This window comes from Microbulbifer sp. MKSA007 (genome assembly GCA_032615215.1).
Classification (GTDB): domain Bacteria; phylum Pseudomonadota; class Gammaproteobacteria; order Pseudomonadales; family Cellvibrionaceae; genus Microbulbifer.
In genome coordinates, this window is record CP128433.1 from 3,969,270 (window position 1) to 3,993,687 (window position 24,418).

Sequence of the window (24,418 nt, forward strand, 5' to 3'; positions counted from 1 at the left end):
GAACTAAAATTCCAAAGCTAGAGGTGCTACACACCTTTGCACAGTAATTCTTTCTAATTCAAATCCAACCTGAAAATAATAATCTTCTCAAGGCTAGCGGTAGACCATCGCAAGAATCGAGCGCCCCTGCTTTACGTAACTACGGAATAAATCCCCAACAGGACCACTTAACTCATTCACTTCAACCCTCTCAAACCCCAAAGAGGAGTAAAAAGGCTCCAGGTGGTCGTAGGGAAATGTATAGGTGTCACTATCAAAACGTTCAGCAAGGAGCATCAACAGCTGCCTTGCAACACCCTGCCCTTGATGATCTGGTGCAACAGCAACTCCGGCCAGGAGCTTAAAGCTCTCATAGCGCCGCAAATAACCGCAGGCAATCACCTCCCCCGTTCGCCGCGCACTATCCCGCAGTCCTCATGGCGTTTGGCTTTGCCACGAAATCCATACATGCGATAAAATTTGTTCGCTAGCGGAATCTCTATATCTGCCAGCCACTGAACACTATTAGAAGGCTGCGTTTTCGCCATAAACCTGCCCCTGTACCCCTGAAGTAGAAAAATGCCCAGAGAGACCTGTAGCACCTGCCTGCGCCCGCCCAATGTCTGTTATTGCAGTGCGTTGGTGAGCCTGGCTAATACCATAAAAGTGGTGATCATACAGCACCCACAAGAAGAGAAGCACCCGTTCAATACCGGGCGTATGGCGCACCTGTGTTTAAATAACAGCGAAATGCTTATCTCTGAAACCCTTCCTAATCATCAGCTGGACAGGCTACTCGATACACCCAGCGCTCTACTCTATCCGTCACTATCATGGCTACCCCAAACACCCCAATTAGCTGAAGGGAACAATACCCTTAGCCACCAGAATCAGCTGGAAAAGATTGAACAGCTAATTGTTATAGATGCGACTTGGAAAAAATCTAAAAAGATTCTTCACCTGAACCCCAAGCTACAACAGCTTCCAAGAGTCAATCTCAGTGGGGACTTGAAATCCAACTACGCAATTCGGAAAACCACCGTTGCGGATGGTCTGTCAACCATTGAAAGTATTGCCTTGGCTATGACTCGACTTGAAGATAAAAATGAGTATTCCAAGCTTCTGCAACCATTTGAAAAGATGATTAGCCTGCAACAGCAGAGCTATTCAGCAGAGCCAACTTAGGGCATTTGATACTCACAGTCAGTGAGGCCTCAAGCAAAGAACCTAAACAATTACTCCATCAGGAAATATCAAATTGGAAACCCCCTGATAGGTTAGCACGCACATAAAAATTGATAAGGCATATCGAATAATCGATCGATATCGCTCTTCATCAATCCTCGATTGAAGCTTAAATCCAATAATTAGTCCAAAATATGCAAATACGGTAATTGCAGATAGCGACATCAACTCCAAATCATCAAAACTCAAGTAAACTGAAAGTACAGAAAGCTGTATCAGCTTGCCAATCAAGAAACAAATATTGGAAATAAGGATTACTTCCTTTGATGATCTGGCAACTTCCAATAAGTAAATCATCAGTAGAGGCGCAATCGCATTAGTCGCGCCACCAATCACCCCAGCCAAGCCGCCCATAATGACAGGAAAAAGTACTGGCTGACTGGAGAATTTAGACAAATAACCCCTTAAACGATTGGAGAACAGGTAAATTAAGATTGATACCGCCAGTAACAACTTGAGAATATCCGGATTTGCCCAGGTTAACAGCCATGTTCCGGTAAGGCTTCCAAGAGACACCAGTAATATTACTAAACTATATTTAGAAAAATTAATCCTATAATCTCGACACTTATAAAGACTGGATATAATTACCAAAAGCGACGGCAGGATGGTTAACACCACTGCCGTTTTCAAATCATAAGCAAGTGCCAGAATAGGCGTCGCAAGCATTGGGAAACCAAACCCCAATGCTCCGTGAGCCATACCTGCTACCAGAATAAGCAACAATCCAACTATAACTATCTCTATAACCACCCGTTAAGCAACCCTCGATATAGCAGGCATATTAAAACGTATTCGTTTAAGGTGCCTTTTCCTATCCTTAATTCCTGTTCTTGCGTGAAGGTATCGTCGATTATCCAATAACAATATCTGGTTATTATTCAACCTAACCTTAAACATATTATGTGGCAAAGATATTTTTAGCTCCAGCTCACGTAAAGCATCAAGCTCATCTGAAGAGCAATACTCACGCTCGATAATATCATACCTGTATCTGAAACCATGGCTCTCATCAATTAAGGATGCCTCTATAAACTCAGACGACTTGCGAAACTCTTCAGGAACACGCAGTTTAAACTTACTACTTGAAAGTACCTGGAAAGTTTTATCGGAGAGGCTCTCGATTATCCTGTCGGCACAGACAAGAATATTTTCTCCGCCTCCATGCATATCAGCGTGCACAACGAAGAGACCAAAGTAGCCAGGCATCTCCGATTCAAAAGCACCGTCATTGTGCAAGAAGAATTCTCTATCACTATGAGATATAGCCAATGCCTCATCGCCTGTCTCACCACCAATTCTCACATCCCAAACCGTTCGCCCCATAGAATCATGCTCATGTACCAACCCGATGGTATTGACAATATCCTCCATCACTTCAGCAGAATCATCAGAAAATTTGAGATGGATAAGCGCAATCCCCTTTTTAAACAGGGCTATCTTATAACTTTCATACTCTATGTCCGAACAGGACCCAAGTTCAAAGCAGCAGTAACTTGGGACTCTAAGTGGCATGGCATGCGATGAAAAATAGAGTGACGACATTTTCAGCTCCCTTGATGAACAATTCCTTTACGATTCCCACAATATGAACTTCTACCCACAAGATAAAAGGAGCAATCTTTATGCCAAATATCACATATGTACCAAACTCCTACGTCTCCAACTTTAGTCCCTGATGGCGTTTAAAGCTCTTTAACACCGAAAACCAGTGGAAACTCTCTGAATCGCCTATCACAAAGTAACCCAGGCCATCCTAATAAGGCCTTGTATATTTCACAAAACAGCAACAATCTACCCGTTCAGGCCAAGATAATCTACCTCCAAACAGATAAAATTTATCGTAGTGCGGCAAAACCACAGCGAAATAGCTCTCTAGTCATGACCATTTAATAAAACCACAACAAATACCCCTTAAAAAAGAAAAGAAAGCATCGCAAAATAAGAGCCAATATCGGGGACAAGCATTCCCTATTAATTCCCCACTCAGGTGGAATAATAAAAAGTCAGGCGCTAACAATAGAATATATAAAGCGGACCAAGGTCACACCTATAAGGACCAATTCTGCCATCGAGCCAAGCCGAGGGGAAAAGTATGGAAGATTTAAAGACACGGGAGCCATTTAAATGCCGTTACCAAACAGCCCCCAAGGAAATATCTAAACAAACCCTACCTGATGGCAGCCATATAAAGTTGAGTGCCACAACTAAAGTACTCGTCAATTATTCAGAGACACGCAGACGCATACGTCTATTAAATGGGGAGGCCCAAATAAGCACTTGTAAAGAGGTAACCTGGCCTTTTATAGTAGAATCACGACAAGCATTGATCCGTACACATAAAGCCACTTTCAATATTGACCAGCGATATGGAGTAACAGAAGTCACTGTTCTCGAAGGGAATATCACTGTCAGCCCAGTAAAACAAAATAAAAATCGCGCCGAAATAAAGAAAGGGGAGATGCTCAAAGTAACTGAGCACAACACCGGTGCAATCAAAGGTTTTGAGGTTTCCAGCTATAAGGATTGGGGAAGCGGATTTACAAAGGCTGATAACATCAGATTAACAGAACTCCTAATATCGCTAAATCGCTTTACAAATACCCCGCTTGTGACGAGAGACCAGAACACTAGTAGACTACTTGTTAGTGGGGTTTATGACCTGAATCATATAGAAGATACCGTCCTCTGTCTGAGCAAATCTTATAACCTGAAAGTCACAAAAGAAGAGTCTCACACAGTGTTAGAGCTGCTTCCAGAATAATAACCTAGCTTGTTAAATACCAACAAAAGTCGTCTTGTGTACCTAACAATAAAGATAAAACAGTACTTTTCTGTAATTCTACCAGCAAATACGGTCAATCTTAGGGGCTCAGTATTACTAAAAATACGTAATTTGCTAGCCTAGTACCCTCAGCTGGCAAGGGGTACCAGGAATTCTCTTTCTGGTCCAGAGACTCCGAACCTTGCCAGCTTTTTTTATCACTTTCACTCAAAGTAAGTGACAGTAGAGCCAAAGAAAAGGCTGTAAATCCTACTCAACCGTGTCCTTATCTTCTTGCCTCAAATAACCAGCCGCATTTTCATCTTGAGCTAATTGTCCCTGTTCTGTCATTGGCAGAGCGCGACTTTGCTGATTAATAGCATGAATATTCGAAGTGTTTTCCAAGTCTCTGCTGCTTGTAATGGAGGCAATAGACTCTCTATCTTTCAAGAAACTAATTACGTCATCCCTGATTTCAGATAAGTCGCGTTCAGACTTGTGCATTTCAAGTATATGCCTTGGATACTCCAAGTTTCTCATGCCAGATGCGGCAAATGTACTTGAGACAACCCTGGTTACTATCACCCAAGGCGTAATCGAACTTCTGACTAGTACATTTTCAGAACGAGTACTGTCGTGTATTCCAGTGCCCGTTGAGATCTTAGATTCAGTGAATGTCCCTTCGCATTTAAAATACACCAATAGTGATTCAAACTGCATCTCAGCAAAGAAGATATGTGCCGCATTGACCAACAAGCGAGCAAATATATTAAGAATAAATCCTATCAATAGCAAGTGAATTAGCGTCATACAGAGAGCGCCGCCTGCTGAAATATACTGTTCTAGCAGAGCTAAGCGGCCAGCTTCCTCGTCTAAGGTGCCAAACTCCTGTTTAATGGCTGTAAGAGATTCTGGCTGAAAGAAGTGAATAACATCAATCAAAGAGTATGCCAGCCAAATAGCTAGCGCAGTAACAACGATATAGAGCGCATTACCTGCGAAAAGACTAATATCACGAATCAGCTTGAATTTTTCACCCAAATCAACAGGACGAACGGTAGGTTGTACTTCCTGGATCATTTCCCCATTGAATGAACCTTTACCATCCACTTGCTCTTCAAGTTTTGGATCAAGCTCTCTGTAAATACGATTGGGCACTTCCTTATAACGACGATTTGCCATCACAAGGTTATCCAGGTTTATAAAGATTTCCTTCGGGTGAACCGATTCCTGCCAGTTATCCCTTAATTCAGAAACCTCAGTGACCGGGTTTGCAATTTCGCTTCTAAAGCGCAGCATATAGACAACCGCGAAACTACAAGCAGCGCCTACAAATATAACCCCAAGAATATACAAGAACGGGCTAAAGCTCGGTAAAGCCTGAGTCAATACACCGGACACACTGATTATTTCATCTAGGGAAGAGGTACCTTCCCCCTTAAAAGCCTCAACGCCTAAACTTAACCCCAATCCTAGCAACAGAGGCACCACAATCGAGAATAATATCGTTTTTGCAATACTTCCCCCCGTAAGGCTCGCTACACTTTTCTGGGCTTCCCGTGAAATACCTTTACTCGCAGAGTGCCATACAATCAATGTATAAAGTAAAGCGATGGCAGAGTACATCGGGAATAGCTTTTCTCCCATATCACCAGCAAAACCACTGAGACAAATAAAAGCGACAATGACATAGGAGAGCAAGACAGTTAATGTACTTACCCATGCGCCAAACTGTGCCTGAGCCATATTTCGAATGGGGTATGGCATATAAAGCAATTTAGGGAAGATACTGTGTAATACCCGAGCCAAGAAGCCCTTAGGCTCTAGAAAGGTTGGATTCTTACGGCCAACTAACATCTCTTCTAAGCCGGAAGCGGTATAAGCCACTTCATTTTTCTCTTCTGATGCCGTACTCGTTTCAGATTTAGAATGGTTAAAAGCTAATGATACCGGATGATTTCGACCGACAAAGAAGCGCAATAAGGCCAAAATACCGCCTGATAGAGCCCTTATACCGCCGACCAGCAGGATTGCCCCCACTAAGACAAGCACCCAACCACTTACGGGGTCCGACTTCACTTGGCCAGCAGCGATAAACAGCAAGATTAGGGCAACAATGAACTGAACTCCCCCCTAATTGCGGTAACCCGGCCTTCTTTCTTAAAAGGGTTCTTCAGGCCCAAATCAATCGAGCCGTAATCAAACGCCATAGAGTATCCCCTTAGTACTGGTACTTATGCCTAAAGCCTTAATCTGCTAAAAGAAGATGTACTTCTCAATTCAATGCAGCTTAAGGCTTTCCTGACTGTTTTTCACTCACTTTCTATAAAGATACTTGCTATGCACTAGCAAGCTAATTGCAGCCCTCTATGTGCTGCATGTATTTCTGTATAACTGGGTATTCTTGAAGGCTTTGATAGGGAGTTATAGGCTGCTCGCATATGGCCTGCACAACGCCTAGCCGATAAGTTACCTATACCTGTTCCCAGGCCAGAACATAGAATCGAGTTAATTCTCTCCGGGGAGTTTGATCGGTTAAATAGCTGCACAGAGTTTAAGATTGCTCGAAAAGCGTAATATGCATTTAGCGTACTGGAAACATCTTCCGGCACGCGCGTAGTTGGAGCTGATATTAAATATGGCCAATTTTCATGGGAGGTAGCTACTAATACAGCTGATCCTATCGGGAGTTCTACATGAAAGTCGGATTTGATCCGTGCTTGCACCCGATCCTCTACTTGAAAACCGAGCCTACCCATAATTGGCAGATCCAACCCTCCATCCCTAATTCCGAAGCTATTGGCAGGGCTAACCATTGCGTCAACTGGCTTGGAAAAAAATTACCCTCGAAAACGCCTACAATTTCAATATCTTCAAATACTGGACTCCAAGCTTCCACAAGCTCCTTGGACTTATCAATTAAATAGATTTAATCTGGCAGCATAGGCAGAACCTAATATTAAATAACACTCATGTCATATTTAGAAGATATTATACACGAGCCTATTATCATATACCCAACTAAAGTCCCTCACTCATTGTTTCACGACATAATCTTACATACTTATCAGCTTTACAATGAATATATTTATCATCACTATTTTTTAAAAGAGAAACCAAATCAATAGAAGTATATTTAAACCCAACTGGCCGTCCAATTTCATCGATTAATTTGTTACACAGTACGGCAATACAAGATAATCTAACCCAAAGAATTGGTGTATCTTTGAGACAAAACCCAGACATGACATCAACAAGGGGCGAAAGTTTATTCACAAAATCAATATTCACAAGCTCGTCAGAAAATTCTGAAAAAGACATACATCGCATTATTGATTGACCTTCATGAACAACTAGAGCATTACCAATATTCGACAGTACATCAAAAAATATATGTTCTTTTTGTGTTTTCCAATTAGCCTTAGGATGATGGCAAATCACTTTTGAGCCAGACAGCATAACAAACAAAGACTTCTTAAATTCTAGTAACTTAATCGATGAATCATCTACAGCAAAATCAGCATACGCGACCTTGCTTTCTATAAGCTCTGAAAGACAGAGAAGTCTAGCCAAACGATATATGGTACTTTTACCATAATGCCCATCCAAATTAATACTATATGGATTTCTTGGCATCTCTGACACCCTTACTTTAAAGTCTCGAGCAGCCAACAAAAGCTGAAATTTCAATGGCCCAATAGCGTGATAAAGACGAGCCCTGGCCTCAAAATTATACTTAATATCTGCGTCATGCTGTTTTAAATATAGTTCAACATCTTTCCTAACTTGACCATTTTGCTTACCTTTAAATGCATCAAGTGATTTTTCAAGCTCAACCCTATGAACTTGCAAATCTTTTTTAAGCCGATGAGAAACAAGTAATTTTGTTAGCCAGACAGCAGCAAAAGAAGAAACCCCCAATGAAGAAATAAATGTAACTATGTCTACTTCCATGACTCAATATTTCCATACTTAATCTAACTAAAGATGCTACCGACTGTAGCATCTATCTTATCTTTTATGCTGACCATCAGAGCTTATCATTCATTGTGATAATAAAAAATCAATAAATCCACAAAGGCCCTTCCAGGCATACCAAAATGAAAATTTTATCAATTAAAAAATCTTTAAACTCTAAGTAGTATAACTACTGATATATCGAGTGTATCAGGTACACTCTTCGTGAACTATATAGGATAGAGGCCTTTATCAAGGTAACGTTACCTCTTAACGGACGTTAAATACGTCCTTTTTATTAGTAAACCTCAGCTATTTATCACTTTGAATATTCAATATGATCCATGCCATTGAATTACATATCAAATAGCCTCTTAAAATAAACTTGCCAGATACAATTTTACTACGCACTGACGCCTAGCTCTCGCGCCACAGAAGCCGTTGTTGCTCCAGGCTTTTCCGCTTTCTTAACTGCTTCTCTACGGAACTCCTCCGTATACGCCTGAGTTCTTTTCTTACCCATGATACACCTCCGTGTTAGGCCTAAACCTAACTATACAGGGTGTCTACTAAACGTGGGTAAGTCTTAGCTATAACGCCGCAAGCAACGGCCGTATATAGCAGCGAAGCTGCGAAATGGAGGTCCAGCCCACGTAGTGGGCGATGTTGCCTTACATTGTTAAGCATTTTCCTCATACCTAACTTTAGTGAAACCCGCAGCATTTAGAATACTGAATAACTGGGAAAAAATAACCTCATCACGTGAAAGCCTATTTTTGCCAAAGATAGCCTCAACAAATGACCTCTTCTTGGTGATCATAACCCTCCACTCACCCAGATTGGATGAGTCGTTTTCGGGAAGCCCGCCAACTCCCAGATAGTAACCACTGCAATCTATTTCCCAACCCCAGTCTTCCTGGTAGATATCAGACACTTCAATACCACTATTTTCGAGGTGAGGTTTTAACCAATTGGCAAAATCTTCACCAAAGCAACCTGGATTAATAAAATGATCATGCTCTTTTGTGAGATTAAACTGGTCAGTTTCGAAAAATATAGTACGCATGATCTAGTGCTTAACGTTGCCAGCAAGGGCAGCCGAAGCTAAGCGTAGGCTGTCCAGCCCAGCCACCGGCTGGGCGATCTTGCCTGGCCTGGTTATAGCTGGCGCGCACTGAACAACCTACCTGCTCTCTCTGCCAGCCACCTTTGGCTGGCCACTGCCCGATAAATTTACTGGGAAAAATACCATACTTTCCCCAACGGTTAACTAACTGACTGGCACTCCACAATGCTGCAGCTAGCTTGCAGAGCTTGTTGGCTTTAAACGAAGGCACTTGAACGGAACTGCGGTGCCAACTTGCAGGAAAACTCTCTGGAGAAATGTGCTCAGGAAGAGATTGGTGCTTGCAGCAACTTCAAACTACCTAAAAAATGACCGCCACAATAACGCCTAGCACACGGGCGGCCGAAGCAAAGCGTAGGCCGTCCAGCCCACATATTTTGTGGGCAATCGTGCTGCTTTTTGTTATGCATTAGCCTCTCCGCCAGTCTTTAATAGTTGCAATAAGTAGAGCTATGAAAATTACTAGAAGGAAAAAGGCAACACCATAGCCCACGGCACCATCTACTTTAGCTCCTTTGGCCTCCCAATGCCCATAGGTTATAAGCTGATATAGCATTGCAAAAGATATGAAGCCACTAGTAAATACAGCTAGTAACATATGCCGCAAATTGAAAAGCTTTTTCCCAAAAGCAAGCTCCCCCCATGAAGGAGTCTCGATTTTTCTATCGAGGCCTTTTCGACGCCATCGGCGGTCTTTGAGATTAGACATAGTTTTTATTCATAACGCCGCCAACACGCGCGAGCAACTTGTTGCGAGTCCAGCACGCGCAGCGTGTATAAGTGATTGGCCTTGTTATGCTGGTTAACCATATGTATACAAAGCGGCAGGTATAAATGTTGTTATGGTTGCCAGCCAGAATATAAGTGCATGTGTTTTAGGGATTCCTTTCTCTGCAGGGATATCCCTGAAAAAGTAATAAACCACGAAATAGTAAGATATTGGTAAAGCAAGAAGTAGAAATAGTGCCGTATACATTATCAAATGAGGAGCACTATCTATGTCGATAAAGTATGTGAACGTTAACCAAAATAAACCAGTGGCCCAAAAAAACACATGAACTGTAAATCTGTACCATAGATTAAGGTGGTATTCGTAACCGCAATCTGGACATGTAGTCGTTGAAAACTGAAACATCATCTTTTCAGAAATGTCTTTCGACTTACACTTAGGGCATTCTATTGCCACTGCATTATTCCTTGTGCTGCATAACGCCTTGGCTGTGTTTTATACACATCATTTAAGTTCATTTAAAGCCTCTGCTGCCTCCATATAATGGAGAAGTTTAGTGTACCCCTGCCAAACGGTTTTAACTCCAGGCTCACCATCGCCGCTCCGCCCCAGAAAGCCTCCAAGTCCTGCCAACATACGAGTTATATCTCTCATACTTGGAGCTTCATTTGGTGGGGAGGTTTTAGCTTGCATTATCCATATCATACGCCACTCTTTTTCAGAGTAGACTTTCGTACACGACGTATCAGGAAGCGTTCGTGCCCGTGTTGTCATGGAGTGTAGACGCCACCCAATAATCATATAGATTGCAATACAGTTCAGCATTCGCTGCTCGGTTCTAAAGCGATTACTTTCTATCTGGCATCCGCCTTTCACCACTCTAAAATAGGTTTCAATTTCCCATCGACTTCGATACCACTCAATAATGATCCTCGCTTGCTTAAAGTCCTCAACTGCAAGATCGGTCAGCAGCATCCATTCAATACCTTTTTCCCCTTCTGGTGGGCTTAATTCCTTAGCAAAGACTGCGTAGAGAGAAAGAGGTCGTTTTGATTTTCCTTTTCCCTGCAATCTTACTTCTGCAATGGATACACTGACCTTAGCTTCCCTTTCTGGCTGTCCATTCCTTTTGGGGATACCTACTGAGTATTTCCCGATGGACTTCTGCTTGGTCATATAGTCCCAAAGTAAAGTCGTATCTTCTCCTTCGATCTCTAAACTACGATTAGCCTTGGCTCGAATAATATAGCTTGCACGCCGCTGTTCATTTTGATCTTCAGCTAATTGAAACCACTCATGAATATCCCCCTCTCTATCCGCGATGCTCACAATCGTGGTTTCAGGGCAGCGCTCTTGTATCTCACAAGCTGATTCATAATGGTCTAGCCAGCGTCGACTCTCTTTATCTTGTATCGACTTGGTATAGCGAGAATTAGCACTGGATTCTTTATCTCGCTGCCACATGCTACCCTCAATAATGCCCAGATTATCTCTGGATGGTGTTATAGCAATAGAGGTATGTAGGAGCTGCTGATTAGTCTCTTTGCGTCGGAGTGTTCCCATTTCTTTGCTTTCTAAATCGGTAGCAAAATTTAGGAAAGTGGTATCCTGAGGGATAAGAACAACTGGTTGAACCTTGATTCTTTCAAGAGTGGCTGATTTATGGCCACTCATAATCGAGTCAAAGCTGACTTTATCATTTTCGATAAATCGATAGGCTGCAAAGGTTTCTGCCCAAGACTTGTTTGCACAGGGAATACTACTCTTTGGGTCAGAACTTAAATTACTGAGAATATTGGACAAGCGCTTATTCAATCGTGTGTCACCCATAACCTGATTTTTCACTTCGTCCCTGACCCAGTCCTGCATAATTATCTAGCCAAATTTGTAGTTCCTATAACGTACAAACTGTAACTCATTGATTTTTATAATAAAACTGAAAAAACTTGTGTATAAAACTTAGCGCCGCGCTTTGCGGCTGGTTTGGAGCGCAGCAGAAAACCAGTCCGCCAACAGCGCTTTGTTAAACACTCGAACTCCGATGCCAGTCTAGAACGTTGATATTATTTTGCTCCCAAAGATTCTCAAGGGCAGAAACCCCTTTTTGAGAAATAAAATCTAACTCTTCGTTGGTAATACCAACAGCTAATAGTGGATAAATATATCCTTGTTCAAGCTCAACTTTGGATAAGGCCTCACCCCATTGGTATTGAGGAACAAATAATAAATGCTTAAGCTCTAGTTCAGGGTGATATTCCGATACTAAGGTTTCAAATACCGCACCAGGCTTTATTTTCCAACCATCTTTCATGATGAAAAACGCTGCCATCGAAATGATATTTTCTAGTTTTACATCCTCACTAGTGGAATCCATCAGTATTTCAGTTGGCGGCTCATGCTGAACATCCATTAGACCAATGGTGGCACAGACTTTACCGCCTTCTTTAAGTACCGTGAGCACATGAATAGAGGTAGCCTCTTGCTCATCGTAGTAATTTGCAACAGACTTGTAACCACCAGTTAGAGTGGAAACTATATTGGCCCATTCCTTGTTTGATTTACTTGGCACGATACTTCCTTTGGTGTTTAACGAGGCTGTAGAAAAACAGTTTTAGAAAAAGCTGTCATTCCTCAGGTTCCTCCAAACAAAAATTTCGGTCTAAATTTAGCGATACCACTAAATTTCTTTCATTGTATTAAATTTAGGCGCCTTGATGCCCCTAATTTATACTCAATCAATGGATACTGCCATATCTCATCAACTTTTCTATATTATGTACCAAGCAGAACATCTGCCATTGTCCCTGAACCTTACTTTTTCCTCGTAGCGAGAAGCGATTCAATCGCTTGTTGGTACCAATGTTCCCGAACACTGGCTCGACAACAGACATTCGATGTCCATAAATGGTCTTGCCTTCGATACTATCAACCCGCTTTTTCATCCAGTCAGTGGCTGTCCGTCCGTTTGTCCAAGTTAGGGATACTTGCCTTCCATGTCCTTTTCGAGAGCTGGCAGATTCCGGGTTTCGCATACACTGATTTTTAAGGCTGCATTCCCTGCAGTCAGTGAGGCGCCCTTCGAACAATAGCTTTTTCTTACCTTCACTAACATGCTCTTCCTTTAATAAAAGCATAGATTTTCCTGCCGGACAGATACAGGTTTTCTTTTTCTTATTGAATGTAAATTCACTAGCAGGGAAAGTCTGCTGGACATTAGCCCTACCTTTTTGTTTACGCTTGCCATACTTGGCTTTTTGCTTAGCAAAAGCTTTATCACGTGAACGGAATTTATTGTCAGGTATGTAGGCATTGATGCCGCTCTCTCGCAGGTAGCTGTAGTTAGCGTCGTTGGAGAACCCAGTATCAGCAGTAATGATGACCTGTTTGGCCAAGATGTCTTCATCTATTCCTATATGCTGATAATGGCAACTGATGCCATCGAGAATAGGCTTCAATGTATGATGTTCTTGCCCCTCACCAAAGGCCTGTGCTTCAACAACTATCTGATGCTTCCTATCAACTGCGGCAACGCCGTTATAGCCCTGGATGGTTCCCTTGCTGGTAGTCATCTTGGCTGACTCATTGTCTGTGATATTACTTTTTACTTCTTTAGGGTTTTTACCTTGTCCCATCCTGGGGGAGTGATTCTTTAAGAACTGATCAATTTTATCAAAGTGTTTCTGAAGAGTATCCGCCGCTTTAGCTACCGCTTGTTTTCGCTCTTTTTCATTAGGCTTCCTGCCATCAAGCCTCTTGTGCTCTTTGAGACAATATTTGATCTTCTTGAGAATTTTTTCCTGCTTCTGTTCTAGTTCTTTAAAAGTTCCCGAATGTTCTTTGCTGGCATTGGATGGCATCTTGCATCCATCTATTGCGAAAAGTTCGTTGCCAAGCAGCCCCTGCTGATCGCAGACCAGTAACACTTGCTCAAACACCGACTCAATCGCATCAGGATAACTGCTTACGAAACTCGCAATACTAGTAAAATGTGGAACGGTATCGCATGACAGTGCTTTGAAGAGGATATTGTTCTCACATTGCCATTGAATTTCACGGCTTGAGGTAATGCCTTTTGAGTAAGCAAACAATATGATTTTCAGGAGGATAGCTGGATCATAAGCGGTTCGCCCGCCGCTATCATTTTGATATTTTTTATGGAAGACAGAGAGGTCGATATGGTCATCAATCAGATGATGAAGTGTAAACTCAAAGGTTTCAGGTTGTAGTTGCTCTTCGAAATTGATGATTACCATTGCATCTTGGTTGTAATCGTAACGTTTGAAATTGGGCATATGGATAATCTCGACATCAAGACCTCCATTTTAACAAAAAAGCTACCTTTTAAGAGTTTTTCTACAGCCTGAACGTTGCCAACAGGGGCGGCAGAAGCAAAGCGTAGGCCGTCCAGCCCAGCTGTCAGCTGGGCAATCCTGCTTGGCCTGGTTAAGAGGCATTTTTATTGCGATGCCACAACAAAAATAACAATATTAGAATTAGTGTATAAGATACCCCCATAACAACTACACTTCCCTCCAACTTACTTTGTGAACGACCTAAATAATCATACAAAGTGAATGGCACTGCAATGGGGCTAAAAAATAAGGCCATACTTTCAAAGTGGCTTTCTGAATGCTGGATAAGACTAATAGCAACACCAGATAAATACCAACCAAATGCTCCAATTAAGTACCAGGTTACACTATATTTAATCAGTCTCAAATTTGCCTCTTAACGTCTAAAGCAGCGGCTGCGGTTTTCGCAGTCCGATGCCTTTACTTGTTAGGTGATATGCTATCAGAAAATGTGCCAATATAAATGCTACCAATAAAGTGAAATCACCATGTTTTACAGATTCTATTAATGGCACATCCAGGTTTGCTAAGAACAACATAAAATCAAAGAATAAGACACTAAAGGTGCAAGACAAATACATTCCTTTTCTGCGCAGCCCAGAGATTAAACTAACGAGGAAAATCATTAACCCAAGACAGACTAAGAAGCTACTATCACTTCCACTACTCAGAAGCTCATTGCTAAAAATGACTCTTCTTTCAACTTGCACCAGTAAGCCGCCAAAATAAACGTGCAAGCCGCCACATATTAATAATGCAATTGACAAAATTATAGTAATAAGTCGATCCACGATTTCACCTAACGCCCAAAGCAGCGAGCGCCGCTTTTTGGCGTCCGCTGCCTTTGTTTGTTAACAGTTACTGCTCTAGGTAGCTGCATTTAGAACAGTGCAATTTTCCCAAACTAAAACCTGCCGGAAGTTTACTTAGATACACTGGCTTTGATGGAGAAGTACAGTTTGGGCACACCGGTTTATCTGGGTCAACTTTAACCGCAGCCGAAAAATTGGGGTTACCGGACTCACAATTCTCTTTCCACTTTTGAATTGCACCATTTAATGCTTTATCCATGCACCAACTAGCTTGCGTGAAATCGACCTCATGGACAAACGCATTCATTACTCCTCGATCGAAAACACCTCGTGACACACCTTTATGATGCAAGATCATTATTGGCAGTGATTTGGAGTATGCCAAAGCTGCCTCAATATGATTCCACTCAGTGGGCAATGATAAGGGAGAATCTATGTCGAAATCTTTGATTTTCCCCGACTCCATGATTAGTTGAGGATAACCAAGGATAATAGCTCCTTGGCATTGATCCATTATCTCTAGAACTTCATCAAGAGGGGCTTTACTTGGGTAGTCGGTTGAACCCAAAGTTCTTGGACTTAGTCCTAAGTTGGCTAACGACATTAGAAATATTTTGAGCCCTTCTTCAAACTCAGGAGAAACCCAAGTGGGGCGACTTAAAAATATATGCACGATCTCTCCTATGACTGTTAACGCCGTGCTAAACGGCGCGCGCTTTTTGCGCGTCCAGTGGAGGCCGCTTTCGGCCGGAACGGTGTTTGAGCACCTTGTTATAGGCCTTCAGTCTGCAGCCCTACCTACAATTTTAAGCTGTATACCACTAGCTATTTCTATGATTGAAGAAAGACTTACTTGAAACCAATACTCATCTCCAGCTTGGTCATAAAAGCTAAAGCAGAACTCCTGTTCATCTGCATCAAAGCCACCACGAAAAGAATCTGAGTGAAACATATCATCGGATTCGATTTCAGACCACTGGGAGATTGAATACGATTTGGCTTTAATTTGCTTACAGATTTTTACGAATTCTTGGGATATAGGTACTTCCATTATTCGAACCCTGCTGCTCTATAACGCCGGTAGCAAAGGCGCGCGTTTTTTGCGCGTCCAGCCCACGTTTTTTGTGGGCGATTTTGCCTACCCTTGTATGGTTGTTCTTGATCGATTCTGATGTTGAAAATCCTTTTCGCTAACGGGTAAATTGAGACCCACCTTCGGCGGCCACCGAAGGCCTTGTTTATCACAGTTCGCTGCCTGGCCGGTTCGTAAAAGACCGATAACAAGTATGAACGCGATAAGCACTCACTAGGCATAACTCGGATAGTCATGTGGGCCTCGAGCCCGAATAGCAAGGCGGAGATAGCTTATCTTATGGAACCTCAAGAGATCAATGTCGGTATCGATACCAGCAGTAAACAACTCGATATTTATGTGAGACCTACTGGCCAATTCTTTAGTGTTGCCAATGATAAAAATGGCATTAAGAATGCCATTAAAAAATTACAACCTCTTAAACCTCAAAGAGTATTAATAGAGTCTACAGGAAGACTTGAATTAGAGTTTGTTTGCGCCGCTGATAAAGCAGGATTACCTGTTGTTGTTTGCAACCCTTCACAGATAAGAAGCTTCGCTAAATCCACAGGGCGCCTCGCCAAAACTGACAAGCTAGATGCAATAGATATTGCACATTTTGGTGAGGCCATGAAGCCAAGGCTGTCGGTGCTAAAGCCAGAAAAGCTTAGAGAGATCAGTGACTTACTGGCGGTAAGAAGTCAGTGTTTAGAGATGAGTACAATGCAAAAGAATCGGCTTCAGAGAATGCCGAAATCAGTACACAAACCTATACGGACCATTCTAAACACCATCAAGAAAGAGCTACAAGGTATCGACAAGCAACTAGATAAACTGGTTAACAGTGTGTCTGAGTGGCGGCAAAGGCGCGACTTATTGTTGAGTGCTAAAGGGGTCGGAAATGTATTGGCTTATACGTTGATGAGTGAACTTCCCGAGCTAGGAAAATTGAACCGTAAAGAAATCGCTGCACTTGTCGGTATCGCCCCGATGAACCGTGATAGCGGCAGCTTCCAGGGAAAGAGATATATTCGGGGTGGAAGGCATCGTGTACGAACGGTTTTGTTTGTTTCCATCATGTCGGCCATACAGCATCATCCCAAACTAAAGCCGATGTACAAGCGATTAGTCGACGCTGGCAAACCTAAAAAGGTCGCTCTGGTTGCCTGCATGAGAAAGCAGATTACGATCCTGAATACAATGGTGAAAAACAACACCTACTGGGATGAAAGTATGGCTTAAAAACTTGACGAGCAACCATAGTCACTTGTTATGTGTTTTGTTGTTTAAGGTAAGAAGTGATTTCATTGAAAACATCCTGCCCCATAGTTTTAACAACCAATTCGTTTAACTCACCAGACATAAAGCCGGACCAAGACGTACTAATTGCCCCTGATGAGTGAGAGAACCTACCAGAAGTACACCACACCTTTTGATCATCGGAAATATACGCCCCGTACAGCTCTCCATCGGGAACATCATTTTTCCACTCCTGTATTTTTTGGGGCGGCTTGTATTTTCCCGCTTTATTAATCATCTCTTTTTCTCTCGTGACACATAACGCTCAGCCTGTGTTTTATACACATCATTTAAGTTCATTTAAAGCCTCTGCTGCCTCCATATAATGGAGAAGTTTAGTGTACCCCTGCCAAACGGTTTTAACTCCAGGCTCACCATCGCCGCTCCGCCCCAGAAAGCCTCCAAGTCCTGCCAACATACGAGTTATATCTCTCATACTTGGAGCTTCATTTGGTGGGGAGGTTTTAGCTTGCATTATCCATATCATACGCCACTCTTTTTCAGAGTAGACTTTCGTACACGACGTATCAGGAAGCGTTCGTGCCCGTGTTGTCATGGAGTGTAGACGCCACCCAATAATCATATAGATTGCAATACAGTTCAGCATTCGCTGCTCGGTTCTAAAGCGATTACTTTCTATCTGGCATCCGCCTTTCACCACTCGGAAATAGGTTTCAATTTCCCATCGACTTCGATACCACTCAATAATGATCCTCGCTTGCTTAAAGTCCTCAACTGCAAGATCGGTCAGCAGCATCCATTCAATACCTTTTTCCCCTTCTGGTGGGCTTAATTCCTTAGCAAAGACTGCGTAGAGAGAAAGAGGTCGTTTTGATTTTCCTTTTCCCTGCAATCTTACTTCTGCAATGGATACACTGACCTTAGCTTCCCTTTCTGGCTGTCCATTCCTTTTGGGGATACCTACTGAGTATTTCCCGATGGACTTCTGCTTGGTCATATAGTCCCAAAGTAAAGTCGTATCTTCTCCTTCGATCTCTAAACTACGATTAGCCTTGGCTCGAATAATATAGCTTGCACGCCGCTGTTCATTTTGATCTTCAGCTAATTGAAACCACTCATGAATATCCCCCTCTCTATCCGCGATGCTCACAATCGTGGTTTCAGGGCAGCGCTCTTGTATCTCACAAGCTGATTCATAATGGTCTAACCAGCGTCGACTCTCTTTATCTTGTATCGACTTGGTATAGCGAGAATTAGCACTAGATTCTTTATCTCGCTGCCACATGCTACCCTCAATAATACCCAGATTATCTCTGGATGGTGTTATAGCGATAGACGTATGTAGGAGCTGCTGATTAGTCTCTTTGCGTCGGAGTGTTCCCATTTCTTTGCTTTCTAAATCGGTAGCAAAATTTAGGAAAGTGGTATCCTGAGGGATAAGAACAACTGGTTGAACCTTGATTCTTTCAAGAGTGGCTGATTTATGGCCACTCATAATGGAGTCAAAGCTGACTTTATCATTTTCGATAAATCGATAGGCTGCAAAGGTTTCTGCCCAAGACTTGTTTGCACAGGGAATGCTACCCTTTGGGTCGGAACTTAAATTACTGAGAATATTGGACAAGCGCTTATTCAATCGTGTATCACCCATAACCTGATTTTTCACTTCGTCCCTGACCCAGTCCTGCATAATTATCCAGCCAAATTTGTAGCCCCTATAACGTACAAACTGTAACTCATTGATTTTTATAATAAAACTGAAAAAACTTGTGTATAAAACTTAGCGCTCAGCACACGGGCGGCCGAAGCGTAGCGTAGGCCGTCCAGCCCGCGCTTTTTGCGGGCGATCGTGCTGCTGCTTGTTAAGCACTTTGCCATTCATAAGAAAAAGGCTGCTCCATGTTTTGTGTCCAAGTTACCAGCTTTTTACCAAGGTTGTTTAGTTCTTGGTTAGATATACTGGAAAAGAAATGAGCAATCGCCGCAGATTCGTCTTTATTTTCGGAGTTGTTATTGGTACGAATTTCTATATTTAGTTCTCCGAGTTTTTTGTAAGTTACTTTGCACAAAACATAAGCGTAGTAATTTGATACCTCTGAACCGTACTCCAGTATAACCTCACCTTTGCCAAGCTTCGGAAAGAAATTTTCAAGCTGCTTTGCGAAGGCAGAAAAGTCATCTGGATAGATATAAAAATCTTGTGTTGTAGCTAGGAGACCATTAGAGGCTGCTAATTCTAGTTGCAGCATAGAATCATCATCTTCCCAAACCTTTTTAAATTTTATGAACGCCATACTCTTGTGTACTTAACGCCCCAAGCTGCGGCGCGAAGCGTCCGACAGCCTTGGCTTGTTATGGGTTGGCCCATATATTTAAAATACTGTCTAGCGCTTTGATAACTTCCTCACGCTTGGCGCCTTTATTTATACTCTTAGGCAGTTTTGAATACCAGGGATGCCAATAATGTTCTAACTCGTGACCCTTTTCCCGAGTAGAAGGGTGTACAGACTTTGAAAAGTAATCCTTACACTCTAGTACTTGGTCAATGCTCGCAAACTGGAAAATGAAATTGCATACGTCTGCAAAGTAAACCCATTTTTCAATTAGATTATCTCTTGAAGCTTCAACTGGTACACCACCTTCGTTTCGAGTGCTCATGTAGTCAATGTGCTTTTTGGGGTCTGCGATCTCTCTCCATACTTTGCTCATACTTTATGACCCATAACGCCGCGTCTGTGTTTTATACACATTATTTAAGTCCATTTAGAGCTTCTGCTGCCTCTATATAATGAAGTAGCTTGGTGTATCCCTGCCAAACGGTTTTAACCCCTGGCTCGCCATCCCCTTTACGCCCCAAAAAACCTCCTAAACCTGCCAACATACGGGTTATCTCCCTCATGCTTGGGGGTTCATTTGGTGGAGTAGTTTTATCTCGAATCATCCATATCATACGCCATTCTTTTTCAGAGTAGGCACTTGTACACGGTGCGTCAGGAACTCTTCGTGCATGCGTAGTTATCGAATGTAGCCGCCATCCAATAATCATATAGATCGCAATGCAGTTCAACATGCGCTGCTCTGTTCTAAAACGGTTACTTTCTATCTGGCATCCGCCTTTCACCACCCGAAAATAGGTTTCAATTTCCCACCGGCTTCGATACCACTCAATGATGACCCTTGCCTGCTTAAAGTCTTCAACTGGAAGATCAGTTAACAGCATCCACTCAATGCCTTTTTCACTCTCTGGTGGGTTTAATTCTTTAGCCAATACAGCATAGAGAGAAAGTGGTCGTTTAGATTTTCCTTTCCCAAGTAGCCGTATCTCAGTAGTGGATACGTTGACCTTGGCTTTTCTTCCAGGCTCTCCATTCCGTTTGGGAATATCTACCGTGTATAGACCGACAGATTTCTGCTCATTCATATGATCCCAAAGCAAAACCGTTTCTTCTCCATCGAGCTCTAAAGTGCGATTGGCCTTAGCTCGAACGATATAGCTCGCCCGCCGCTGTTCACTTTGATCTTCAGCCAGTTGAAACCACTCATGAATATCACCCTCTCTATCAGCAATACTCACAATTGTACTTTCAGGGCAGCGCTCCTGTATCTGACAAGCCGTTTCGTAATGGTCTAGCCAGCGTCGACTCTCCTTATCCTTTATCGACTTGGTATAACGGGAATTAGAGCTTGATTCCTTGTCTCTCTGCCACATACTACCCTCAACAACACCCAAGTTAATTCTTGATGGCGTTATAGCGATGGAGGTGTGCAAGAGTTGCTGATTGGTCTCTTTCCGCCTAAGTGTTCCCATCTCTTTACTTTCTAAGTCAGTGGCAAAATTTAGAAAGGTGGTATCTTGAGGGATAAGAACAACGGGCTGCGCCTTGATTCTCTCAAGAGTTGCCGATTTATGGCCGCTCATAATAGAGTCAAAATTGACTTTATCATTTTCGATAAAGCGATAAGCTGCAAACGTTTCTGCCCAAGTTTTGTTTGCACAGGGAATGCTATTCTTTGGATCTGAACTTAAACTACTAAGAATATTGGACAAGCGCTTATTCAAGCGTGTATCACCCATAACCTGATTTTTTACTTCGTCCATGACCCAGTCCTGCATAATAATCCAGCCAAATCTGTAATTCATGCCAGGTCAAACTGTAACTTATTGATTTACATAATAAAACCGGAAAAACTTGTGTATAAAACTTAGCGCCTTGTAGCGACGAAGGAGCGGAAATGCGTTCCGACAGCCTGCGATTGTTATAAGATTCACTGCTCAAAAAAAGTAAACTCCTTAGGCGAGTCGATCGGAACTGTGAGTGTATTTTTATGTGGAAAGTTATTTGCGTAAGCGATAACGACATCTTTCTCAATTTCCACTTCCGTAAAAACCTCACTGCTTTCAAGGTGGATTATCCACTGAAGTTTAGTCCCTTTTTTCAAAGCGACAAAACCTTCACCTTCATATGAGCCTCCTCCTACAATAGCGACGAACTCTCCTTTCCTAGCCTCTTCTTGAGCTATTGTTGTGAACCACCAATCTTCACCATTCTCAGTTACCAGCGAAGATAAGGCCTCCAAATTCCCCGGGTAGTAGCCACGCTTTGAATCAAAGTAAATTCGGTGACATTGATCAGTAGTAAAAAATATACCTGATTCAACTCTACAAAGCCCATCATTGTACTTTTGTTCAATTTTGTTCAATTTTGCTCACGATCTGCTCTTATAACGCCCGCAGCTGCGGACGACTTGGAGCGCAGCGAAAAGGCGTTCCGACAGCCTGCGCTTGTTATGTGCTTTAATTTTAACCTTTCGTGCCATGCCTCAATCTCTGATCGAGACTAAATTTATCGCAATCGGAAAGTTTAGCTTTTCGGCATCATATTCAATTTCAACCCAATCCTTCTTGCGCCATTCATTTACGACCCTTTTGTAGATAGAAATCGTTGAAGAATAATCGATTTCTTTTGCCCCGCCTTGGTTGGTAGACATATAACTTGTTAATCCTCCCCCGATTACATCAGCCTGAAGAGGTGACAAACAATGCTCAAGAATATGCTCTTCAATAATTTCTCTAGGAAAAATATCTTGAAGCTTGTAGTCATCTGTAGAGAATTTACTTAGGCCAAAAACAACTTCATCACAAAAATCATATGTTGGCTGATAATGCTTTATGTAGAAGTCAGCCCTTTCTTTGAGATGATTAATTAACTCATCGATACCTGAAGTCATATTCTATCTCTAGGTTGCCATATTAGAACCGATGTGGGGCACATAACGCCCGCAGTTGCGGCTGGTTTGGAGCGCAGCGAAAAGCCAGTCCGACAACCTGCGCTTGTTAAATGTTTTTCTTCATGTACTGCTTAAGGTCGTCAATGCTATCGGCGATCTTATCAGCATACTGTGATTCCATACCGATGGATGGAATTGTAAATACTTCCCCTTTTGCATTTACTGCCAATATTTCGTTGCTTCCGCTGTCCCCGAAGCCAGTGAATTCTGGAGCATATTCTGAGAATTGATACTCTTTATTGAACTGATCAATTTCTTCAGGCTTCCAGATAATGTACCAAAGCGGATCAATCTCAAGTTCGCCTTCTACGTAACCTTCATTGATTAATTCTTTAACTTTTTGCTTGATATCCATGATGACATTTAACGCCCGCAACAGGGGCGACCAATGCTATGCATATTTTGTGCGAAACTGGGAGCGAAGCGATCCGCACAAAATGTGCATAGCGTTGGGCGTCCCGCGGAGGCCCGAAGGGCCGGAGCATCCTGCTTGCGTTTGTTATGAATTTAGCACGCCACTTCACGAATCTCTTCAATTGCAGGTAACCCAGAAAAAATGCCGACTAGCCCAGACACATAGGTAGTCTTACCAATACAGCCTTCCATCTCGGAGTGAACGCTGCCATTTCTAATTGCTGTGTCGGAGAATAACAGTAAACTCAATACGTTAGCTGGAGGCTGTGTCTGTAAATTAATATGATCTTTTGATGGAATTAATACTAAAACATTGCCTCTAGGCGGTTTGTACATATAACCGACAACTTGAACATGCTTGCCATAGTAATTTTCAAACATACCGACAACCATAGGCACATCTCCTCGCATAAACCCACTGGACGGCTTATTACTACAAGCGGTCAGCCCCAAGAGAACTAGTAGTAGTATTGATTTAGTATTTCTCATGAATTCATAACGCCGCGCTCAGCCGCCGGAGGTAACTGCCGCCTTTTGTGCGGGTTTTATGCACAAAAGGTGACATTTGCCGGAGGTCGGTTGCAGCGCCTTGTTATGTGGGCTTTATCCAGCTGCCACATTATTGTAAATGCCGTTTTGGCATAATATAAATATTTTAGCAGTTAATGCATCGTTCCCACTCGCCAGCTAATAAACCACCAGCATCTAATACCTCATCCTCAGCAACTATACCGCCTCCATCGCTTACAGTGAAACATAGTTTTACACGAGGCTCTTCACCGTAAAAGTCTATCGAAAAATCAATTTGATTATTTATTAAATTATATTCACCTTGAAGATTTCTGCTATTTGTAATTTTATTTAATGGTGGATATTCATCAATCAAGTCGCTTACATCCCAAAATACATGGCCACTTGACGAGAAGTAAAAATAGTAATAATCATACCCACCTCCATTCCAAACAATTTTCCTAAATAAAGACGGGATCATAACTAATCTCTTAGATTGGAGCGAGTGAACACATAACGACTACAACAGGGGCGGCTGGAGCGTAGCGTAGGCCGTCCCGCGAAGGGCCAAAGGCCCGCAGCAACCTGCTTGTATTTGTTATGTTTTGCACTTAGTTAAACCTTTGGGTAAGGCCAGCAACAATCATAATGGATAACAAGCCAAAGCCAATTAGCCTGAGAGAAGTTTTAACACCGCTATTAGCCATAGCCTCCATTGTATCATCGGCTTTATATATTCGATCAACTCTACTCATTTTTTCATAGACCATCTCAAGACCGACAGCCAGGATGATAATTAGTATAACGTATAAAAATGTAATCAATTAGGCCCCCGAAATCCAAGTAAGTTAAGAGCGTGAATCTAGAAACTTTCTTAATCATAACGCCCGGCCTGTGTTTTATACACA

The 24,418-nt window shown here is 42.4% G+C and carries 31 protein-coding genes; 3 read left to right on the top strand and 28 right to left on the bottom strand.

What is annotated here, in order from left to right; all coding sequences use genetic code 11:
* Positions 1-93 precede the first annotated feature (93 nt).
* Positions 94-381: a GNAT family N-acetyltransferase gene (locus QT397_20520; protein ID WNZ55223.1), complete on the bottom strand. Its 288-nt coding sequence runs from the start codon at positions 379-381 to the stop codon at positions 94-96.
* On the bottom strand, positions 378-527 hold the full coding sequence (locus tag QT397_20525) for a hypothetical protein (GenBank protein WNZ55224.1): 150 nt from the start codon (positions 525-527) through the stop codon (positions 378-380). The genes QT397_20520 and QT397_20525 overlap by 4 nt, the downstream gene beginning before the upstream one ends.
* 31 nt (positions 528-558) lie before the next feature.
* Here QT397_20525 and QT397_20530 point away from each other — a divergent pair, with 31 nt between their 5' ends.
* On the top strand, positions 559-1,164 hold the full coding sequence (locus QT397_20530) for a tRNA-uridine aminocarboxypropyltransferase (GenBank protein ID WNZ55225.1): 606 nt from the start codon (positions 559-561) through the stop codon (positions 1,162-1,164).
* A 42-nt stretch (positions 1,165-1,206) separates the two neighbouring features.
* Here QT397_20530 and QT397_20535 read toward each other — a convergent pair whose 3' ends face one another.
* Positions 1,207-1,977 carry a sulfite exporter TauE/SafE family protein gene (locus tag QT397_20535; GenBank protein WNZ55226.1) on the bottom strand — a complete coding sequence of 257 codons (771 nt, stop codon included), beginning with the start codon at positions 1,975-1,977 and terminating at the stop codon, positions 1,207-1,209.
* A gap of 3 nt (positions 1,978-1,980) precedes the next feature.
* On the bottom strand, positions 1,981-2,769 hold the full coding sequence (locus QT397_20540; GenBank protein ID WNZ55227.1) for a TauD/TfdA family dioxygenase: 789 nt from the start codon (positions 2,767-2,769) through the stop codon (positions 1,981-1,983).
* Positions 2,770-3,319: 550 nt separating this feature from the next.
* Here QT397_20540 and QT397_20545 point away from each other — a divergent pair.
* Positions 3,320-3,988 carry a FecR domain-containing protein gene (locus tag QT397_20545; protein ID WNZ55228.1) on the top strand — a complete coding sequence of 223 codons (669 nt, stop codon included), beginning with the start codon at positions 3,320-3,322 and terminating at the stop codon, positions 3,986-3,988.
* Between the two features lie 270 nt (positions 3,989-4,258).
* Here QT397_20545 and QT397_20550 read toward each other — a convergent pair whose 3' ends face one another.
* From QT397_20550 to QT397_20610, 13 genes are all read right to left on the bottom strand, one after another.
* The gene (locus QT397_20550; GenBank protein WNZ55229.1) at positions 4,259-6,028 is read right to left on the bottom strand and encodes a hypothetical protein; all 1,770 of its coding nucleotides are present in this window, start codon (positions 6,026-6,028) and stop codon (positions 4,259-4,261) included.
* Positions 6,029-7,009: 981 nt separating this feature from the next.
* Entirely contained in the window at positions 7,010-7,942 is a 933-nt protein-coding gene (locus QT397_20555) for a hypothetical protein (protein WNZ55230.1), read from the bottom strand.
* A 406-nt stretch (positions 7,943-8,348) separates the two neighbouring features.
* Positions 8,349-8,468: a transposase gene (locus QT397_20560; protein ID WNZ55231.1), complete on the bottom strand. Its 120-nt coding sequence runs from the start codon at positions 8,466-8,468 to the stop codon at positions 8,349-8,351.
* 156 nt (positions 8,469-8,624) lie between these two features.
* On the bottom strand, positions 8,625-9,011 hold the full coding sequence (locus QT397_20565) for a hypothetical protein (protein WNZ55232.1): 387 nt from the start codon (positions 9,009-9,011) through the stop codon (positions 8,625-8,627).
* 10 nt (positions 9,012-9,021) lie between these two features.
* Complete coding sequence (locus QT397_20570) at positions 9,022-9,282, bottom strand: hypothetical protein (protein WNZ55233.1); 261 nt, start codon at positions 9,280-9,282, stop codon at positions 9,022-9,024.
* Between the two features lie 198 nt (positions 9,283-9,480).
* Positions 9,481-9,780, bottom strand: a complete 300-nt coding sequence (locus QT397_20575) for a hypothetical protein (protein WNZ55234.1) — start codon at positions 9,778-9,780, stop codon at positions 9,481-9,483.
* Between the two features lie 525 nt (positions 9,781-10,305).
* On the bottom strand, positions 10,306-11,670 hold the full coding sequence (locus QT397_20580; GenBank protein ID WNZ55235.1) for an IS4 family transposase: 1,365 nt from the start codon (positions 11,668-11,670) through the stop codon (positions 10,306-10,308).
* Positions 11,671-11,824: 154 nt separating this feature from the next.
* Positions 11,825-12,370 carry a suppressor of fused domain protein gene (locus QT397_20585; protein WNZ55236.1) on the bottom strand — a complete coding sequence of 182 codons (546 nt, stop codon included), beginning with the start codon at positions 12,368-12,370 and terminating at the stop codon, positions 11,825-11,827.
* Between the two features lie 166 nt (positions 12,371-12,536).
* On the bottom strand, positions 12,537-14,093 hold the full coding sequence (locus QT397_20590; GenBank protein ID WNZ55237.1) for an IS1182 family transposase: 1,557 nt from the start codon (positions 14,091-14,093) through the stop codon (positions 12,537-12,539).
* 151 nt (positions 14,094-14,244) lie between these two features.
* The gene (locus tag QT397_20595; GenBank protein WNZ55238.1) at positions 14,245-14,520 is read right to left on the bottom strand and encodes a hypothetical protein; all 276 of its coding nucleotides are present in this window, start codon (positions 14,518-14,520) and stop codon (positions 14,245-14,247) included.
* Positions 14,521-14,536: 16 nt separating this feature from the next.
* The gene (locus QT397_20600; protein ID WNZ55239.1) at positions 14,537-14,944 is read right to left on the bottom strand and encodes a hypothetical protein; all 408 of its coding nucleotides are present in this window, start codon (positions 14,942-14,944) and stop codon (positions 14,537-14,539) included.
* A 67-nt stretch (positions 14,945-15,011) separates the two neighbouring features.
* Complete coding sequence (locus tag QT397_20605; protein WNZ55240.1) at positions 15,012-15,638, bottom strand: hypothetical protein; 627 nt, start codon at positions 15,636-15,638, stop codon at positions 15,012-15,014.
* 108 nt (positions 15,639-15,746) lie between these two features.
* On the bottom strand, positions 15,747-16,016 hold the full coding sequence (locus QT397_20610) for a hypothetical protein (GenBank protein WNZ55241.1): 270 nt from the start codon (positions 16,014-16,016) through the stop codon (positions 15,747-15,749).
* Positions 16,017-16,337: 321 nt separating this feature from the next.
* Between QT397_20610 and QT397_20615 the strand changes: the two genes are divergently transcribed.
* Positions 16,338-17,279 carry an IS110 family transposase gene (locus tag QT397_20615; GenBank protein WNZ55242.1) on the top strand — a complete coding sequence of 314 codons (942 nt, stop codon included), beginning with the start codon at positions 16,338-16,340 and terminating at the stop codon, positions 17,277-17,279.
* A gap of 28 nt (positions 17,280-17,307) precedes the next feature.
* On the opposite strand, the gene QT397_20620 is transcribed toward QT397_20615, so the two are convergent.
* The 11 genes from QT397_20620 to QT397_20670 all read right to left on the bottom strand — a co-directional run bounded on the left by QT397_20620 (position 17,308) and on the right by QT397_20670 (position 24,334).
* Positions 17,308-17,574, bottom strand: a complete 267-nt coding sequence (locus QT397_20620) for a hypothetical protein (protein ID WNZ55243.1) — start codon at positions 17,572-17,574, stop codon at positions 17,308-17,310.
* Positions 17,575-17,622: 48 nt separating this feature from the next.
* On the bottom strand, positions 17,623-18,987 hold the full coding sequence (locus QT397_20625; protein ID WNZ55244.1) for an IS4 family transposase: 1,365 nt from the start codon (positions 18,985-18,987) through the stop codon (positions 17,623-17,625).
* Between the two features lie 172 nt (positions 18,988-19,159).
* Positions 19,160-19,591: a hypothetical protein gene (locus QT397_20630; GenBank protein WNZ55245.1), complete on the bottom strand. Its 432-nt coding sequence runs from the start codon at positions 19,589-19,591 to the stop codon at positions 19,160-19,162.
* 58 nt (positions 19,592-19,649) lie between these two features.
* Positions 19,650-20,006: a hypothetical protein gene (locus QT397_20635; protein ID WNZ55246.1), complete on the bottom strand. Its 357-nt coding sequence runs from the start codon at positions 20,004-20,006 to the stop codon at positions 19,650-19,652.
* A gap of 40 nt (positions 20,007-20,046) precedes the next feature.
* Entirely contained in the window at positions 20,047-21,396 is a 1,350-nt protein-coding gene (locus QT397_20640; GenBank protein ID WNZ55247.1) for an IS4 family transposase, read from the bottom strand.
* 167 nt (positions 21,397-21,563) lie between these two features.
* Positions 21,564-21,998, bottom strand: coding sequence for a hypothetical protein (locus tag QT397_20645; GenBank protein WNZ55248.1), 435 nt, complete (start codon positions 21,996-21,998; stop codon positions 21,564-21,566).
* A 120-nt stretch (positions 21,999-22,118) separates the two neighbouring features.
* Positions 22,119-22,526, bottom strand: a complete 408-nt coding sequence (locus QT397_20650; GenBank protein ID WNZ55249.1) for a hypothetical protein — start codon at positions 22,524-22,526, stop codon at positions 22,119-22,121.
* 106 nt (positions 22,527-22,632) lie between these two features.
* Positions 22,633-22,941 (bottom strand): hypothetical protein, encoded by a 309-nt coding sequence (locus QT397_20655; GenBank protein WNZ55250.1) that lies wholly within the window; start codon positions 22,939-22,941, stop codon positions 22,633-22,635.
* A gap of 152 nt (positions 22,942-23,093) precedes the next feature.
* Positions 23,094-23,393: a hypothetical protein gene (locus QT397_20660; GenBank protein WNZ55251.1), complete on the bottom strand. Its 300-nt coding sequence runs from the start codon at positions 23,391-23,393 to the stop codon at positions 23,094-23,096.
* A gap of 262 nt (positions 23,394-23,655) precedes the next feature.
* The gene (locus QT397_20665; GenBank protein ID WNZ55252.1) at positions 23,656-23,991 is read right to left on the bottom strand and encodes a hypothetical protein; all 336 of its coding nucleotides are present in this window, start codon (positions 23,989-23,991) and stop codon (positions 23,656-23,658) included.
* A 130-nt stretch (positions 23,992-24,121) separates the two neighbouring features.
* Positions 24,122-24,334 (bottom strand): hypothetical protein, encoded by a 213-nt coding sequence (locus QT397_20670; protein WNZ55253.1) that lies wholly within the window; start codon positions 24,332-24,334, stop codon positions 24,122-24,124.
* Positions 24,335-24,418 lie beyond the last annotated feature (84 nt).